Genomic DNA, 18,071 nt, shown 5'->3' with positions numbered 1-18,071 from the left:
GACATTACTAGGCTTGACCTTGCATTCGCTTAAGCTCGCAACGTTTTCGCCGCTGCCACCATATTGCGCAGGGCGGGTAAAACTTCAGGCCATTGCCGCGTTTTCAAACCACAGTCAGGGTTCACCCACAGGCGTTCGGCTGGGATGCGCTCAGCGGCTTTCTGCATTAGCTGCACCATGTGAGCTTCGGTCGGGATATTCGGCGAGTGAATATCGTAGACGCCTGGGCCTATCTGGTTCGGGTAGTTGAAGTGATCGAATACGTCTAGCAGCTCCATATCAGAGCGTGAAGTTTCGATGGTGATGACATCGGCATCCATCTCGGCGATAGAAGCGATGATGTCGTTGAACTCCGAGTAGCACATGTGGGTATGAATCTGCGTAGCGTCACCGACGCCATTGGCGCTGATGCGAAACGATTCAACTGCCCAATCCAGATACGCCTGCCATTGTGACTGACGTAGCGGCAAGCCTTCGCGCAATGCGGCTTCATCGATCTGAATGACCTGCACGCCGGCTTTTTCGAGATCTAAAACCTCTGCACGAATAGCCAAGGCTAGTTGGTAGCACGAAACAGAGCGCGGCTGGTCATCGCGCACAAACGACCAATTCAAAATGGTCACAGGGCCAGTTAGCATGCCCTTCATGGGCTTTGCTGTGAGCGACTGCGCAAACGTAGTCCATGCCACGGTCATTGCATTGGGGCGACTGATATCGCCAAACAAAATTGGCGGTTTCACACAGCGTGAACCATACGATTGCACCCAACCAAAGCGGCTGAACACATATCCATCGAGTTGCTCGCCGAAGTACTCCACCATGTCATTGCGCTCGGCCTCGCCATGCACCAAGACATCCAGACCTAATGCTTCTTGCTCACGCACACTACGTTCGATTTCGGCTTTCATGGCCGCTGTGTAGGCGGTGTCATCGATTTGGCCGGCCTTAAATTGGCTGCGCGCTTGGCGAATTTCGGCCGTTTGCGGAAACGAACCGATGGTCGTCGTTGGATATTTAGGCAGTTGCAGTAGCGCGGTCTGTTTGTCCGCACGTGCGGTGTATGCGCTTCGGCGTTGGCCCAATTCTGGCGTGATCGTGGCCAATGCTGCTTTTACGGCAGGGTTATTGACGCGAGGCGATAGGCGGCGAGCCTCAATGGCTTCGCGGTTGGCGCTGAGTTCGGCGCTTACGCTGTCGCGGCCGTGGTTAAGCGCAGTGGCGATGATTTCTAGCTCGTCGAGCTTTTGCAGCGCGAAGGCTAGCCAAGGCTTCACTTCGGCATCAAAGCTAAGTTCGCTGTTTAAATCTACCGGCACATGCAAAAGCGAGCAGGAAGGGGCAATCCACAGACGATCACCGAGCTGCTTAGCTACAGGTTCGAGCCAATCGAGCAGGGTGTTTAAGTCGGTTTTCCAGATATTACGGCCATTGATCACGCCTAATGACAGCACGCGATCTTGAGGTAGCTGAGCTTGCAACGTGGCCACTTCGGCTTGGGCATTAATGGCGTCGAGATGAAAGCCATGCACGGGCAGCTCGCAGGCCAGTGCTATGTTTTCTTGCAGTTGGCCGAAGTAGGTGGCCAGCAATAATTTAACTTTGGTTTTGCTTAGAGCGGCGTAGGCGGTGCGGAAAGCATCTTGCCATTCGCTGCTGAGTTCGGTGACCAAAATCGGCTCATCGATTTGTACCCATTCCACACCTGCGGCGGCTAAGGCCGTGAGCAAGTCGGCATAGACTGGTAGTAGTTGCTCGAGCAGAGCCAACTTGTTTGAGTTGTCTTTGGCCTTGCCAATGGCCAAGTAAGTAACGGGGCCAACAATGACTGGTTTAGCCTTAATGCCTTGAGCTTTGGCCTCGGCAACTTGCGCTAGCAGGCGGCTGGCATCGAGCGAAAACGCGGTAGCCGCTGTGAACTCGGGCACGATGTAATGGTAGTTGGTGTCGAACCATTTGGTCATTTCACCTGCCGCCACGCCGCCACAGCAAGCCGCATGATCTTCAGCGCCAGCCGCCGAACGGCCACGGGCAACGCGGAAGTAGTTATCTAGGGTATCACCATGAAAGCTTTGGACGCGCTCGGGTAAGTTGCCTAGCGTGAAGCTTAAATCAAGCACTTGGTCATAGAAGGAAAAGTCGCCAACGGGCACCAAGTCCAATTTGGCTTGATGCGCCCAATGGCGCTGGCGGAGTTCAGCACCCACGGAGGTTAGTTGATCTTTCGATGACTCACCGCGCCAATAGGATTCGAGCGCAAACTTCAGTTCGCGTTTCGCACCGATGCGCGGAAAGCCAAGGTTGTGGGTAGTTATGTTTGACATGATTAATTCTCGGTCTGTGTAGATGAAGCGACGTCGAGGATAGTAGGCAGAGCAATATATGAAGTAAAATGGTGATAATTCACCTACCCATGAGATAAATTAATCAATCATGATTGAGCGCAGCCACTTAAACATCATTCGCGAGGTCGAAAAGCAGGGCTCGCTGACCGCCGCAGCCGGCAGCTTGTGTCTAACGCAGTCGGCCTTGAGTCATGCCATGAAAAAGCTGGAAATGCAGTTAGGCACGGACGTTTGGTTGCGAGAAGGGCGCAGCCTGAGGCTCACGCAAGCAGGGCGCTATTTGCTTGGGCTGGCCAATCGCCTATTGCCGCAACTTGAGCATGCCGAAGAGCGTATGCGGCAGTTTGCCGAGGGTGAGCGTGGCACTTTGCGCATCGGCATGGAGTGCCATCCCTGCTATCAGTGGTTGCTGAAGGTGGTGGCGCCGTATTTGGCCGCTTGGCCTAGTGTTGATGTCGATGTGAAGCAGAAGTTTCAATTCGGTGGCATTGGCGCCTTGTTTAGCTATGACATCGATTTATTGGTCACACCGGATCCAATACTGAAGCCTGGCCTGCAGTTTGAGCCAGTGTTTGATTATGAGCAGGTGTTGGTGGTGCCGCGCGATCATGCCTTGGCAAAACAGGCATTTGTTAAGCCTGAGCAAATGAGTTATGAGGTGCTGATTACCTATCCGGTGGCCATTGAGCGTTTGGATGTTTACAGCCAGTTTATGCTGCCGGCAGGCGTCATGCCGAAGCGACATAAGACCATTGAGACTACCGATATTATGTTGCAGATGGTGGCGAGTGGTCGTGGTGTGGCGGCATTGCCGCGTTGGCTGGCGCAAGAATATGCCGCAAGCATGGCGGTGGTGCCGGTGCGCTTAGGTGCAGAGGGCATTGCCAAACAAATTTATTTGGGTGCGCGCGAGGGCGATTTAAGCGTTGATTATTTGCGCGCGTTTATCGAGTTAGCGCGAAGCTTATGACTTAGCAAAGCGGCATTAATCTATTTTTTGCCACAAAAAAAGGCTGCCTCTAGCAATAGGGGCGGCCTTTTTTAGTTCAGCAATGGCTAGGCTTAAACGACGCCTTGAGCGAGCATGGCCTCAGCGACTTTGACAAAGCCGGCGATATTCGCGCCATCAACATAGCTGATTGAACCATTATCGCGACGACCGTATTTCACGCAGGCATCGTGAATGCCTTGCATGATTTCTTGCAGACGGGTATCGACCTCTTCCTGAGTCCACGATAAACGCATGGCGTTTTGGCTCATTTCCAAGCCCGATGTGGCGACGCCGCCGGCGTTGCTGGCTTTGCCAGGCGCGAAAAGGATGTGGTTATCTTCAAACAAGGTCACCGCCTCTAGCGTCGAAGGCATGTTGGCGCCTTCAGCAACGCAGACAACGTTGTTTTTGATCAATGCTTTCGCATCATCGCCATCGAGTTCGTTTTGGGTTGCGCAGGGCAGGGCAACATCGACAGGCACATGCCAAGGGCGAACATTTGCCTCAAAGCGTGCACCAATACGGGTGGCATAGTCGCTAACGCGGCCATATTCGACGTTTTTGATTTGCTTCAGTAGCTCTAGTTTCTCAGTGGTAAAGCCATCTTCATCGATAACGGTACCTGAGGAGTCAGATGCAGTGATGACTTTCGCGCCTAAAGCTAGGGCCTTTTCGATGGCGAACTGAGCGACGTTTCCCGAGCCTGACACCGACACGCGTAAGCCGTCGAAGGTCATATTTTTTTCAGCCAGCATATGCTTGGCAAAATACACAGTGCCGTAGCCTGTGGCCTCTGGGCGAATTAACGAGCCGCCAAAGCTGATGCCTTTGCCGGTAAAGACGCAGTCGGCTTGATTGGTGAGTTTTTTATACATGCCGGCCATATAGCCAACTTCACGACCACCAACGCCAATGTCGCCAGCTGGCACATCGGTGTTGGAGCCGATGTGGCGATACAACTCAGTGATAAAGGCTTGGCAGAAGCGCATGACTTCTTGCTGGCTTTTACCTTTAGGGTTGAAGTCGGAGCCGCCTTTACCACCGCCAATTGGCAGAGTGGTTAAAGAGTTTTTCAGTGTTTGCTCGAAGGCTAGAAACTTTAAAATTGCGAGATTCACCGATGGGTGAAAGCGCAAACCACCTTTATAAGGACCAAGGGCTGAGTTGTGCTGCACGCGATAGCCGCGATTGACTTGTACTTGGCCAGCGTCATCGATCCATGACACGCGAAATATCACCACACGTTCGGGCTCAACCAAGCGATCCAGTAAGCTCAGTTCAGTGAAGCGCGGATTGGCTTTAAGGAATGGCCAAACGCTTTCAATAACCTCAGTGATGGCTTGAATGAATTCAGGTTGGTCTGGGTTGCGCTTGGTAACGGCACTGATGAAGTCATGACTGGTTTGGTACTGCATGTGGCGAACTCGCTTTACTAAAATGGTGCGCGATATCAATACTTAATCGCTAGATCGCACATTTTAGGTGCAAAACTTCCTATTTGGTAGAAATGCACCAAAATAATCGTGATGTTTTAATTATGTGCACTATTTTGGTGTCACTGGTTGTGCTTAATCAGCTCAGCATGCTCGGTAATAGTAGTGTTACGCTGAGAGAGTCAGGAGTGTTAGGGCGTAGTCTGCTTCTTTATGTATTTTAACTATCGAAAATACATAAAGTACTCATTAGCCACTATCCATGCTTGCCGCTTAATCTGTTGTTTCATTGATAAGAAACGAGGATAAAAAACATGTCAAACACAGGAAAATGCCCCGTTATGCACGGTGCTAACACGACTACAGCTAGCTCGAATGCTGCGTGGTGGCCGAAAGCCTTGAATCTCGACATCCTGCATCAGCACGATGCGAAAACGAATCCCATGGACATCGGTTTTAACTATCGTGAAGCGCTTAAGTCGCTAGATATCGATGCACTGAAAAAAGACCTACATGCCTTTATGACCGATAGCCAAGATTGGTGGCCGGCTGACTGGGGCCATTACGGTGGCTTGATGATTCGTATGTCATGGCACGCTGCTGGCACGTATCGTATTGCCGATGGTCGCGGTGGTGCCGCCTCAGGCAATCAGCGTTTTGCACCGCTGAACTCATGGCCAGACAACGTTAACCTCGATAAAGCTCGACGCCTACTGTGGCCTATCAAAAAGAAATACGGCAATGCACTGAGTTGGGCCGACTTAATCGCTCTAGCCGGCACCATTGCCTATGAATCCATGGGTCTTAAAACCTATGGCTTTGCCTTTGGCCGCGAAGATATTTGGCATCCTGAGAAAGACATTTACTGGGGGCCAGAGACCGAATGGTTGGCCGCTAGCGATAATGAAAATAGCCGCTATTCGGGCGAACGCGATTTGGTAAACCCGTTAGCCGCCGTGATGATGGGCCTGATTTACGTCAATCCAGAAGGCGTTGATGGCAAGCCTGATCCATTACGAACTGCTCGGGACGTGCGCGAAACCTTTGCCCGTATGGCAATGGACGATGAAGAGACGGTCGCGCTAACGGCTGGTGGTCACACCGTGGGTAAATGCCACGGCAATGGCAGCGCTGCAAACTTGGGCGAAGCGCCTGAAGGTGCGGAGTTGCAAGAGCAGGGCTTAGGCTGGATGAATCACAGCACGCGTGCCATTGGCCGCGATACTGTGTCCAGCGGCTTGGAAGGCGCTTGGACTACCAATCCAACGAAATGGGATAACGGCTACTTCTATTTGCTCTTCACCTATGACTGGGAGCTGAAAAAGAGCTCGGCCGGTGCATGGCAATGGGAGCCAATTAACATCAAAAAGGAAGATAAGCCTGTTGATGTTGAGGATGCCTCGATTCGTCACAACCCCATTATGACTGATGCCGATATGGCGCTGAAAATGGATCCGGCGTATCGCAAAATTTCTGAGCGCTTCTACAACGACCCTGCGTATTTCTCGGATGTCTTTGCACGAGCTTGGTTCAAGCTGACGCATCGTGATTTAGGCCCAAAAGCGCGTTATATCGGCCCCGATACGCCGACTGAAGAGTTGATTTGGCAAGATCCCGTGCCAGCAGGTAAACGCGATATCGATGTTGCCGCTATCAAGGCAAAAATTGCGGCCAGTGGCTTGTCAGTGAGTGATTTGGTGAGCACCGCTTGGGATAGCGCTCGCACTTATCGTGACTCAGATAAACGCGGCGGTGCTAATGGCGCGCGCATTCGTTTGAGCCCACAGAAAGACTGGGCGGGCAATGAGCCTGAGCGCTTGGCAAAAGTCTTGGCTGTGATCGAGCGTATCGCTGCTGAGACTGGCGCCAGTGTTGCCGACGTGATTGTGCTTGCCGGCAATGTCGGTATTGAACAAGCGGCGAAGGCCGGCGGCGTCGATGTCCGCGTGCCATTTACACCAGGCCGTGGCGACGCAACAGCAGAGATGACCGATGAAGAGTCATTTGAGCCGCTCGAGCCTGTCCACGATGGTTTCCGCAATTGGCTGAAGCAAGATTTTTCGGTCAGCGCCGAAGAGCTTTTACTCGATCGTAGCCAACTCTTGGGCTTAACAGCGCATGAAATGACGGTTCTGATTGGTGGTTTCCGCGTTCTCGGCTGCAACTATGGTGGCAGTCAAAAGGGTGTGTTCACTGATCGTGTTGGCGTATTGAGCAATGACTTTTTCGTCAATCTCACCGACATGGCCTATGAGTGGAAACCAACTGGCCGCAACAGCTATGACATCGTGAAGCGCGCGACTGGCAAAACCCAATGGACAGCATCGCGTGTGGACTTGGTATTTGGCTCAAACTCGGTGCTGCGCGCCTATGCCGAGGTCTATGCTCAAGATGATAATCAGCAGAAATTTATTGCCGATTTTGTCTCTGCATGGGTCAAGGTGATGAATGCTGATCGCTTCGATATAGCGTAAGGCTGAGCTATTAGCTGTGCCGAATCACACCCATGCGAATAGCCTTCGCAGTGGCTTCGGCACGGCTATTGATGTGTAGTTTTTGATACATCGTTTTGATGTAACCAGAGGCCGTGTGAGGTGAGATGGATAGCATCTCTGCGGCCTCTTTTACGCTCAGGCCCTTAGCAATTGCGCAAAGCATATCGGTTTCGCGAGCGGTTAAGGGTTGATCTTCTGGCGATGTTTGCGGTCGAAACTGCTGCAACATCATCTGTGCGATAGAGGCTGAGAGCGGCGGCTTGCCGGCTAAAATGCCAACAATGCCGGCGGTGAACTCTTCGCGGCTATCATCCTTGAGCAAGTAGCCATCGGCGCCTGCGTGCAGGGCAGGGAAGAGATGCTCAGCGTCATCGAAAATCGTCGTGACTATGCATGAGGCGTTTGGCTGAGTTTGTTTAATCAGTGAGATGAGGTCAGTGCCATCGCCATCTGGCAGGCCAAGATCGACGAGGAAAACATCAAACTTTTCAGCGCATATGCCGGCCTTGGCATCGGCAAAACAGGCGTGATGAGTCAGCGAGCGTGTATTTAGCGCTGCTTCGACCAATGGAATTAGCCACTCGGCTACGACCAGATGGTCCTCAATAAGCATGACACGTGGTTGTGATAGCACTCGCTCTTCCTGATTTATCGCAATAACGATGACTTGCTACTTTAGTCGTACAGGTGACCTAGGCCATGGAAATCATACGCGATAAGATCGCGCCATGATTCCAATAAAAATAAAACTCGCCTTTGGGCTTCTAATCTCAATTGCGTTAGTCATGCTCAGCATTGTTATTGCGCGTGGCCTACCCACTACTAATGCCACATTTACTAGCAATGGCACAGTGCTGAGCGCGCACTACGATGGCAAAAGTCATACGTTAAGTCATTTCTTAATAGGCACGGATAGCCTCGCGGCGACTAGTCACCTCGCTATAGAAGAGCCTGATACATTGCCCACTTATGCCGATATGAATCGACTATTTCAGCAGTCAACAAAGCTGACTCAGGCATTAGAAAATAAGCGGCTGAGCATGGCGACAACTTCGGGCGAGCTTATTCAGTTAATACCTAAGCAGAGGCATATTTCTGACTTGCCAGGCCTATTTTGGCTGCAAATTATTTGCGGCTTGGCGGGCATGGTGGTGTGTTTGCTGGCTTGGATTCCGGCGAAAAATTCCATAGCAATTTTAGCGTTTAGTGGCACAGGTGTTGGCTACTTTTTAGCTTCGGTGTCGGCGGCTATTTACAGTACGCGAGAGCTATTTATCGACGGCTGGCTGTTTCAAGCGCTATCGACGATTAACCATATAGGCACCATGACGTTTGCCACATCGCTGGCTTTATTTCTTTGGAACTACCCCGTTAAAAACACTAGCCGGCGTTGGAATTGGCTGATTGTATTGACCCTTCCTGTTGGTTTGAGTTGTGACTTATTACAACTAAACGAGAGTATTGCGCTGAGCTTTTATGCGTTAATTCTGGTCATGTTACTGCTGTCGCTAACAGGCCTCTATGTGCAATGGCGTCGAACTAGCCATATGCCAGCCGACCGTTTGGCGTTGCGCTGGATTTTACTATCCGTGATTTTCGGCACCTTTGTGTTTGCCGGCGCCATCATCCTGCCCATTGTGTTTAAGTTCGCTGATCCAGCACCGCAGGGCGTTATTCTCGCCACATTTTTAATGATGTATGCCGGCATGATGCTGGCGATTGTGCGCTACCGCTTATTCGATCTTGAGCTCTGGTCTTTTAGTATATGGGCATGGGTTTTGGGCGGTTTGGCGGTCTTGGTTATGGACATGATCTTAGCCTCGGTATTGTCCTTCTCTGACCCGGCTGCATTAACCACTGCGCTGGCCTTGGTAGGTTGGTTGTACTTTCCAGTACGCCAGCTTATATGGCGTTATTTCTTCGACAGGCGCAGCTCAGGTCTTGAGGAGTGGATGGCGCAGTCGCTGCCGGTTATGTTGACCGCGCATCGTATCGGCGATGGCGATCAAGCTATTCAGCTAGCGCTAGATTCAGTTTTTTCGCCATTGGCTAGTGGTCTAGAGAAGTCCGCGGTGACTGATGCGTCCATTAAAGAGAATGGTGAGTCCTTGGTCGTGCCATTGCCCGATAGTCAGTATGTTTTACGCCTGCACAATGCTGAGCAAGGTCGGCGTCTGTTTAGTCGTAAAGACCTGAAAATAGCCAAACTTGTCATCGACTTAAATGAAATATTGCGCGAGTCAGTCGTGGCAAAGGCCGCTGGCGCACAGCAAGAGCGTCAGCGTATTCGCCAAGATCTGCACGATGACTTGGGCGCAAAGTTGCTGACTTTATTGCACCGTAGCGACGATCAATCACGCCCTATCGTGAAGGAAGCCATTTCCGATTTACGCACGATTTTATCGAAGCAAGTGGCTGCCGGCATTGGCTTAAAGGATGCTTGTCATCAATGGCATGACGAAGCGATTTTACGTTGCGCCGAGCGTGGCATTACCTTGCATTGGCATTGCGTGGAGAAGGACGCCTTGCTCACTCCCAATGAGTATGGCCATTTAAGCCGAATGCTGCGTGAAAGCCTGACTAATGCCATAAAGCATGCTCGGCCCAGCGCTATTACTATAAGACTCAGTGCCGAAGATGCACTGCGTATTGAAGTCGTAAACGATGGTGTTGATGGTGCGCGCGAGACCACGGCTGGCCATGGCTCTGAGAGTCTACGCCAGCGCGCGGCTGAGCTGGCGGGCGAGTGCCAGCAATGGCAAGAGGAGGGGCGTTGGCATGTGCTTATTACGGTGCAGCTAGCGGGTCTTGTTAAGCCCTAGACTTACGCTTCGCCAAGAATCCGTCGCTTACTTTGTAATGCTTGTTAGTCTGACAGCGTATGTTGTTAAATGTGCGCCTATTATAAAAATATCAGGACATTGACATGGTCATTCGCTCCATTTTAGCCATATCTATCACGAGCTTAATGCTCAGTGCCTGTGGCGGCTCAAGCTCATCAAGTGATAGCACATCGCCTGTTGCAGAGCGTCAGGTTCCAGTAATGAAGTTGGGTACTCGCAGCGCCGAAAGTGAGACTTACGGCAGCGCCGCACCGGCAGCTGATAGCGCGTGGTCTGACTATGATCCAGCGCCGACCTTCAGTTCGTCGAAAGAGATTCCTCTGCAATTCATCACCATGGATGACGGCGTTAAGCTCGCAGTAAAAGTGACTCTGCCGAGCAATGCTGCGAACTTCAATGAAGGCCCGTTTCCGATAATTTTAGTTCAAACCTCCTACAACACTTCGCTGGGCAGCTTTACTCCGGCCATTGGTGGTGCGGACCCATTAATGACTTCTCACGGTTACGCCACGGTGGTAGTCGATGTGCGCGGCACCGGCAACTCTCAGGGCGAATGGGAAGCCTTTGGCGAGCGCGAGCAAAAAGACTATTCACAAGTAGTGGAGTGGGCAGCTACACAGTCGTGGTCAGATGGCCGAATTGGCCTGTTTGGTGTCTCGTACTTGGGCATTACCACTATGCTCACTGCTCAGCAGCAACATCCTGCCGTTAAAGCGGCTTTCCCCATCGTGCCTCTTGGTGATGCTTACCGCGATATCGTATTCACTGGTGGGCAGGTTAATCCAACCTTTATCCCGCTCTGGATAACGTTAGTTACAGGCCTTGGCGCCTTACCTTTGGAAGGTATTGCTGCTGATCCTGCAACCGGCATTACGGCATTGCTTAGCCACATCACAGGCGCAGTAACAAACTTCCAAGTACCGACAATTTTGAAAGCTTTATTGGGTGATCAAGGCACCGCGGCTGATGGTGATTTTTGGGCAAAGCGTTCACCTTTGGAAAATGCTGACAAAATCAAAGTGCCGACGTTCGTGGTTGGTGGTTTATTTGACCTTTTTCAACGCAGCGAGCCGCTCTGGTTTGAGCGCCTAAAAGGTTCGGTGCCTACCAAATTGCTTCTTGGCCCTTGGACGCATATTGAAGCGGCTGGTGTGCCTTCGAATGGCTTGCCTCAAGATGGTGTGCCCGAGCTGAATAAAATTCAGCTGCGCTGGTTTGATCAATATGTGAAAGGCTTACCAGTCGGCGCCGACCGCATGCCGAATGTCACGCAATATGTGTTGGGTGAGGAGCGCTACGTCACCAGCAGTGATTGGCCTCACGCGCAAATGAAGCCGCAGCAATACTTTTTCCAGGCCGACAAATCATTGCTGAAAGATCAGCCTAGCGAAAAAGCATCGCAGTCGATTGCCTTGCAAGCGCCGATTTTTGGCCTGTGTTCGCAAAGTCTTTCGCAATGGACAGCTGGTATAGCCGGCTTGCTGCCTTTGCCATGCTTCGATGACGACAGCATTAACCAAAAATCATCGGTCGTATTTTCTACACCAGCCTTGGAAGATGATCTGTATATCAATGGCCCCATGCAGGCCAATGTGTGGATGACGACAACGACGCAAGAAACTAGCGTGTCGGTGCGCATCTCAGACTTTGATCCAGCGACAGGCAAGTCCCGACCACTGAGCAATGGCCTATTAAGTGCCTCGTTTCGCGCAGTGGATGAAAGCCGTAGCCGCATCATCGACGGCGTGATGATTCAGCCATGGCATCCATTCACTACTGAGTCTGTTCTACCAGTTAAGCCAAATGAGCCCATGCTCATGCAAGTGGAAATTTTCCCAACTAGCGCAAAAATTGCTAAAGGCCATTCGCTGAAAGTGTCATTGAGCACGAGTAATTTGGCGCAAGGCTTGCAGCCTGTATTGTCGTCGCTGATCAAGGGGCCATTGGGCTTAGCAACGTTCTTAGTCGGCCCCGAGCATCCATCAAGTGTGGTGTTACCAGTGGTGCCTAATAGCGCGTTATAAGCGTATAAAAGCCGAAAGCAAGAATTACAATAGTTTACTCTGTAATTCTTGCTGGCTCTAAATTTAGTGTGCTTAATATAAGGAAATTATAATTACAGTAAGGATACTGTTGTGAAAATATATCGCTATTCTTTTATTGCCTTAGTCGCTATTTTGATCTCCGCCTGTGGTGGGTCAGAAAAAAATATTAAATATAATAAGTTCTCTGAGCTAAACTCTCAGCAAGAAGTTGAAGATAGTTTAAATAATAATCCTGAAGATACAGATACAGATACAGATACAGATACAGATACAGATACAGATACAGATACAGATACAGATACAACAGAAAGCCTAACGCCCATTATGACTACTTTGGGATCGCGGCATGAGCTAAGTGAGGTTTATGGAAACCCTGCTGTTGAGTCCGATACTGCCTGGTCAAGCTACGATCCAGCACCAACATTTGAAAGATCTAAAAGCCTTCCGTTACAATTTATTAAAATGGATGATGGTGTAAAGCTTGCGGTTAAAGTTACGTTGCCAAGTAATAGTCGATCGGTTAATGAAGGGCCGTTCCCAGTTATTTTAATTCAAACCTCATATAATACATCTGTCGGTAGTGTAGTGCCTGCCTTGGGAGGCGCTAACCCTTATATGACTTCTCATGGCTATGCGACGGTTGTAGTAGATGTTCGCGGGACTGGCAATTCCCAAGGGCACTGGGAGGCATTTGGGGAGCGAGAGCAAAACGATTACTCACAAGTTGTGGATTGGGTAGTTAAGCAGTCATGGTCAAATGGCAATATTGGTCTTTACGGCGAGTCTTATTTAGGTATTACAGCTATTCTTACCGCACAACAAAATCAACCCGCTGTTAAAGCAGTATTTCCAGTTGTACCTATTGGGGATGGATATCGCGATGTTGCTTTTACCGGTGGTCAGTTGAGTCCCGTGTTCCTTCCATTTTGGATGCTTATAGTTACTGGGCTAGGGGCTGTTCCTTTAGAGGCTATTTTAGTAAATCCAATTAATGGTGTTACTGCGTTGCTAAACCATGTACTTGGAGCCGTGGCTAATTTCCAAGTGCCAGTTATTTTAAAAGGCCTTTTAGGTGAGGCAAACACGACAACCGATGGGGCTTTTTGGGCTGCACGCTCTCCACTTGAGGGAGCTTATAAAATTGAAGTTCCTACGTTTATCGTTGGCGGTCTCTTTGATTTATTTCAACGAAGTGAGCCGCTGTGGTTTGAGCGTATTAAAGATACTGTAACTACTAAAGTTTTGATTGGTCCGTGGACGCATATTGAAGCCATTGGTTCAAGTGGCTTACCACGTGATGGTGTGCCACCACTTAATCAAATTCAATTGCGCTGGTTTGATCAGTACGTAAAAGGCTTGCCAGTTGGAGCCGAGCGTTTACCTAATGTTACACAGTATGTGCTGGGTGAAGAGCGCTATGTTACTAGTAATGATTGGCCTCACGCACAAATGCGGCCTGAACAATACTTTTTTCAAGCCAACAAATCGTTATTGAAAGATATGCCAAGTCAGTTCGTTGCCAAGTGGCCAGCACTACAAGCGCCAATCTTTGGGCTGTGCTCGCAAAGCTTGTCGCAATGGACATTCGGTGCAGCGAGTGCATTGCCATTACCATGCTTCGATAATGATCACATTAACCAAAAGTCCTCGGTCGTGTTTTCAACGCCTGCTTTGGAGGATGATCTCTACATCAATGGCCCCATTCAGGCTAATGTATGGATGAAGACCACTGCGCTAGAAAGCAGTGTTTCGGTACGCATCTCAGATTATGATCCAGCGACAGGCAAGTCCCGACCACTGAGTAATGGCCTATTAAGCGCCTCGTTCCGTGCAGTCGATGAAAATCGGAGTCGCGTTATTGATGGCATAATGATTCAGCCTTGGCACCCATTTACTACCGAGTCTGTGCTGCCAGTTAAGCCAAATGAGCCCATGCTTATGCAAGTGGAGATCTTTCCAACTAGCGCAAAAATTGCTAAAGGTCACTCGTTACAGGTCTCGCTGAGTACGAGCAATTTAGCCCAGGGCCTGCAACCAGTACTGTCTTCGCTTCTCAAGGGTGTACTTGGCTTAGCAACGTTCTTAGTCGGCCCCGAGCATCCATCAAGTGTGGTGTTACCAGTGGTGCCTAATAGCGCGCTGGCACAGTAACTAGTAGAGAGAGTTATGAGTTCAAAGATTTATCACAACCCAAGCTGCGGCACTTCGCGCAACACCTTGGCCATCATGCGGGCCTCGGGCGAGGAGCCGGAGGTTATTGAGTATATGAAGATGCCTTTGTCGCGTGAGCAGTTAGTTGCATTGCTAGCGGCATTGGCTGTGCCTGCGCGTGAATTAATGCGCGCCAAAGGCGATCTTTATGACGAGTTAGGCTTGGCCGATCTTACGCTCAGCAACGATGCTTTGATCGACGCGATGAGCGAGCATCCTATCTTGATGAATCGGCCGGTTGTGGTCACTGAGCGCGGTACGCGGTTATGCCGGCCATCGGAGTTGGTGTTGGACTTACTAGCCAATCCGGTGCGTGAATACACTAAGGAAGATGGTGAGGTCATACGGTTTAGCGACTGAACTTAGTCGCTGTTCCAACGATTTTTAGCGCGAATGAAGTTGCTTGCATCGGTAAAGCCGAGACGCTTGGCAATAACTGACTGCTTAAGTCCCTCGGCTTCCCACAAGCGAACCTTCTCAATGAGCAAGTCGGAAAACAAGGCCTTATAGCTCATGCCTTCTTCCTTCAGTTTGCGATGCAAGCTGCGCTCGCTGATATTTAAATCGTTGGCAACCACTTTGGCCGATGGGCGGCTAGTGATGTGAGAGATAATGCTCTGACGGACAGCCTCAAGCAGGTTTGTTGAGCGATTTAAATTTTGCATTAGCTGATCACAGGCAGCTAATGCTTCTTCCAGAGCAAATGGATTGGTTGTTATAAATTGAGTTGCTAGTTGGGCATTATCAATTCGGACTGTAGTCGCTGCTTCATCCCAACGCACAGATTGGCTTAATACATGCTGGCAGAATAGTTGTGAGGTCGCGCTAAGACTGAAGTCAAAGTTAATGTTAATAGCGAGCTCGTCATTGCAACATAGGCGCCAAAATGTCCTTAGACCCGTAATGATTTCTAGTACTAAGAACTCATAAACGCGTTGATTAAAGCCATCTTTGTTGGCGACTGTGACCAATACACCATGCTCGTCCTGGGTAGCGTTAAACTCAATTAAAGAGCCAGCAATGGCGCTATAGCGTGCGCCTAGCTCCAAGCTTTCGCCAATATTCGCAACCGACATCATGGCCAGGCCTAAGAGGCCGTAGGTTGAGTGCTGATAGCGCTGGCCAACAGCGACCCCAAGCAGGTCATCGTCAAAGTAATCAACGGCTGCTTGGACAAAGTTAATGGCCATGGCGTAGCTAATGAGTCGTGATTTGTTAGCGCGCTTAAACAGTTGGGCAAGCTCGAGGCCCGCCCACGTTTCAATGCTTACTCCGCGACTATTGGCATAATTTTCTATGGCAAAAATACTGTAGAAGTAGCCGTAGTTATGTTCTGTTGGGGCCATTGCGGCACCTATCTCTGAGCATTATTGATGCTCATATCATAACGCTATAAAGCTTGGCTTGTGCGCTCTAGCTGTATCGATGATTTCTGCACTGAAGAGGGCAGAGCATGCCGCATAATGCGCCATAGCACTTGGCTAAACTGGCTGGTAAAGCTACCTTCGTTGTAAGGAATGCCCACGCGCTTGCAGGTTGCTTTCACTTCTACGGCCATATCGGCGTATCGGTGCGCTGGCACGTCGGGGAATAAATGATGCTCAATTTGATGGCTTAAGTTGCCGGTCATTAGATTGAAAAACTTGCCACCGCGTAGGTTCGATGAGCCCAAGATTTGGCGGTAATACCAGTGGCCGCGAGCCTCATTTTTCAGCACGCTTTTCGGGAAAATCTCGGCATCTTTGGTGAAGTGGCCGCAGAAAATCACGATAAAGGTCCAGACATTACGAATGCCATTGGCGACAAAATTACCGGCGAATACCGACAAGAACATCGGGCCAGCGAGCAGTGGAAACACCACATAGTCTTTCAACAGCTGTTTCAGCATTTTACGCTTTGCTGGTTGCCACTGCTTTTGAAACTCAGCTTTCGGGGTTTTGCCGGCAAAAAGGCGGCCTAAACGCAGCTCTTGAATGGCAATGCCCCATTGAAACAGCAGCGCGAAAATCACTGTGTAGATTGGTTGCAATAAATAGTGCGGCTTCCAGCGTTGCTCTGGAAACAGGCGCAAAATGCCATAGCCCACGTCGTCATCGACACCTTTGATATTGGTGTAGGTGTGGTGCATGACGTTATGCGATTGGCGCCAGTTATCACTGGTGCCGGCAATGTCCCATTCGTAGGTCTGGCCTTTGAGCTTGGGGTCATTCATCCAGTCGTACTGTCCGTGCATGACGTTGTGCGCGACTTCCATGTTTTCCATGATTTTCGACACCGCCAAAAGCAGTGTGCCGATTACCCAAAATACTGGGAAGAAGCTTAAGAATAAGCAGGCGCGACCAAGAAATCCGGTGTAGCGCACGGTGGCGAGTACGCGACGGATATATCGGGCATCGTTTTCGCCGACATCTGCCAAGGCTTTTTTATGCATGGCATCGAAGGTGGTTTCAAGTTCAGTCAGTTGAGCCTGAGTCAGTGTTTTCATTTGATGTTCCTCGTCGGAGCGAGTGGTGAATGCAGTCGGCACGTATGATTTTTAGACACGTGACGGTGGTGTTTATTACAAAATGAGCAGTTACAGATCGCGTAATTACAGATCAAGGGTGAGGTCGGAGCGCGCGCTGCTGATGCACAGACGTAAGCCCGGGTTGTCACCGTCATCGCGCATTTGCGTAATGATGTTTTCGCTAATGCCTTGGCGCTTACTGCAAGCGCAGGTGTTGCAAATACCGCGACGGCAGCCTGAGGCCAGTGCTATGCCCTGTGCTTCTAAGGCCGGCAATAAGGCTGCGCCAGAGGCGATTTGCACGACTTTACCGCTACGAGCCAGTGTGATGCTGACCATCTGCGTGGCATCGCTGACGATCATTGGCAGGGAGAATGCTTCGCTTTGCAGGGCTAATGATCGCTCGCTGGCTAGAGCGGTCGCTGTGGCAATAAAGCCAGCTGGGCCGCAAGCCATGATTTCAGTATTGGCATCACAATCAGTCAAATGTGAGGCGTTTAAGCGCTCGCCGATTTGCGTGCTATGTAAGGTGAAATGAAAGTTTGGCTCGTGAGCTTGCAGTGCCAATAGCTCATCTAAATGGCAGGCATCCTCTGGCGTTTTTACCCAATATTGCAGGCTAGTATTGCGCTGTAACGGCGTGCTTTGCAGCAGGCTTAAAAATGGTGTGATGCCACTGCCAGCGGCGAGCATCATCACGGCTGCGTTATTTTCAGGCAGTGCTAGGTCGCCATAGGCGTCGCTTAATTTTAGCCAATCGCCAATGCTCGCGGCATCATGCGCCCACTGACTAAAGCGGCCATTTGCTACGCGCTGCACGGTAATCTGAAAGGCTCCGCTTGTTGCGCCTGACACCAAGCGCGGGCTATAGCTGCGTGCGACCCAAGCACCATTTACGCGTGTTGAAATGGTGATGTGTTGGCCGGCACGAAAGCCAGTAAAGGCGCGATTCGGCTCAATAGTTAGCGTGATTGCTCGTGCTGATGCCGGTGTAATGGCGATCAAGCGGCCACGTGGCTCGGCACTTTTCATTGGCGCTAAATGGTCTTGCCAAAATGCGGCGACATCGCTGGGAATTACGGCGTTAGTAAGTGCGCGGATGATTTGTTGAGCGGCCATGTGTGAGCCCTCGATAGTCATGGAATACGCAAATTATACAGTTGTATAGACGATTGTCTATCCATATGTATAGACATTTGTGATTG

Annotated in this window: 12 protein-coding genes; 6 read left to right on the top strand and 6 right to left on the bottom strand. The window is 50.4% G+C overall.

Annotation, left to right across the window (positions count from 1 at the left end):
* Positions 1 to 29: 29 nt before the first annotated feature.
* A complete protein-coding gene (metE, locus tag ACFQ0F_RS05805; RefSeq protein WP_379070040.1) occupies positions 30 to 2,321 on the bottom strand; it encodes a 5-methyltetrahydropteroyltriglutamate--homocysteine S-methyltransferase in 2,292 nt (763 codons plus the stop codon).
* Positions 2,322 to 2,430: 109 nt separating this feature from the next.
* Between metE and ACFQ0F_RS05800 the strand changes: the two genes are divergently transcribed.
* Complete coding sequence (locus ACFQ0F_RS05800) at positions 2,431 to 3,312, top strand: LysR family transcriptional regulator (protein WP_379070037.1); 882 nt, start codon at positions 2,431 to 2,433, stop codon at positions 3,310 to 3,312.
* Between the two features lie 92 nt (positions 3,313 to 3,404).
* On the opposite strand, the gene gdhA is transcribed toward ACFQ0F_RS05800, so the two are convergent.
* On the bottom strand, positions 3,405 to 4,748 hold the full coding sequence (gene gdhA / locus ACFQ0F_RS05795) for an NADP-specific glutamate dehydrogenase (RefSeq protein WP_379070034.1): 1,344 nt from the start codon (positions 4,746 to 4,748) through the stop codon (positions 3,405 to 3,407).
* A 332-nt stretch (positions 4,749 to 5,080) separates the two neighbouring features.
* Between gdhA and katG the strand changes: the two genes are divergently transcribed.
* A complete protein-coding gene (katG, locus tag ACFQ0F_RS05790) occupies positions 5,081 to 7,240 on the top strand; it encodes a catalase/peroxidase HPI (RefSeq protein WP_379070031.1) in 2,160 nt (719 codons plus the stop codon).
* Positions 7,241 to 7,250: 10 nt separating this feature from the next.
* Here the strand turns inward: katG and ACFQ0F_RS05785 are convergent, their stop codons facing one another.
* Positions 7,251 to 7,895 (bottom strand): response regulator, encoded by a 645-nt coding sequence (locus tag ACFQ0F_RS05785; RefSeq protein WP_379070029.1) that lies wholly within the window; start codon positions 7,893 to 7,895, stop codon positions 7,251 to 7,253.
* Between the two features lie 151 nt (positions 7,896 to 8,046).
* On the opposite strand from ACFQ0F_RS05785, the gene ACFQ0F_RS05780 reads away from it, so the two are divergent.
* The 4 genes from ACFQ0F_RS05780 (at position 8,047) to arsC (ending at position 14,720) form a co-directional block, all read left to right on the top strand.
* Positions 8,047 to 10,083 (top strand): ATP-binding protein, encoded by a 2,037-nt coding sequence (locus ACFQ0F_RS05780; RefSeq protein ID WP_379070026.1) that lies wholly within the window; start codon positions 8,047 to 8,049, stop codon positions 10,081 to 10,083.
* A gap of 104 nt (positions 10,084 to 10,187) precedes the next feature.
* Positions 10,188 to 12,128, top strand: coding sequence for a CocE/NonD family hydrolase (locus ACFQ0F_RS05775; RefSeq protein WP_379070024.1), 1,941 nt, complete (start codon positions 10,188 to 10,190; stop codon positions 12,126 to 12,128).
* A 111-nt stretch (positions 12,129 to 12,239) separates the two neighbouring features.
* Positions 12,240 to 14,300 carry a CocE/NonD family hydrolase gene (locus ACFQ0F_RS05770; protein WP_379070021.1) on the top strand — a complete coding sequence of 687 codons (2,061 nt, stop codon included), beginning with the start codon at positions 12,240 to 12,242 and terminating at the stop codon, positions 14,298 to 14,300.
* Positions 14,301 to 14,315: 15 nt separating this feature from the next.
* Complete coding sequence (arsC, locus tag ACFQ0F_RS05765; RefSeq protein ID WP_379070018.1) at positions 14,316 to 14,720, top strand: arsenate reductase (glutaredoxin); 405 nt, start codon at positions 14,316 to 14,318, stop codon at positions 14,718 to 14,720.
* A 2-nt stretch (positions 14,721 to 14,722) separates the two neighbouring features.
* Here arsC and ACFQ0F_RS05760 read toward each other — a convergent pair whose 3' ends face one another.
* The 3 genes from ACFQ0F_RS05760 to ACFQ0F_RS05750 all read right to left on the bottom strand — a co-directional run bounded on the left by ACFQ0F_RS05760 (position 14,723) and on the right by ACFQ0F_RS05750 (position 17,985).
* On the bottom strand, positions 14,723 to 15,706 hold the full coding sequence (locus ACFQ0F_RS05760; protein WP_379070015.1) for an AraC family transcriptional regulator: 984 nt from the start codon (positions 15,704 to 15,706) through the stop codon (positions 14,723 to 14,725).
* A 44-nt stretch (positions 15,707 to 15,750) separates the two neighbouring features.
* Positions 15,751 to 16,845 carry a fatty acid desaturase family protein gene (locus ACFQ0F_RS05755; protein WP_379070012.1) on the bottom strand — a complete coding sequence of 365 codons (1,095 nt, stop codon included), beginning with the start codon at positions 16,843 to 16,845 and terminating at the stop codon, positions 15,751 to 15,753.
* A 105-nt stretch (positions 16,846 to 16,950) separates the two neighbouring features.
* On the bottom strand, positions 16,951 to 17,985 hold the full coding sequence (locus tag ACFQ0F_RS05750; RefSeq protein WP_379070009.1) for a flavin reductase family protein: 1,035 nt from the start codon (positions 17,983 to 17,985) through the stop codon (positions 16,951 to 16,953).
* Positions 17,986 to 18,071 lie beyond the last annotated feature (86 nt).

This window comes from Paraperlucidibaca wandonensis (genome assembly GCF_042677145.1).
GTDB classification, from domain to species: domain Bacteria; phylum Pseudomonadota; class Gammaproteobacteria; order Pseudomonadales; family Moraxellaceae; genus Perlucidibaca; species Perlucidibaca wandonensis.
Note: the sequence above shows the minus strand (reverse complement) of the source record. Positions and strands in the feature narration are given on the sequence as shown.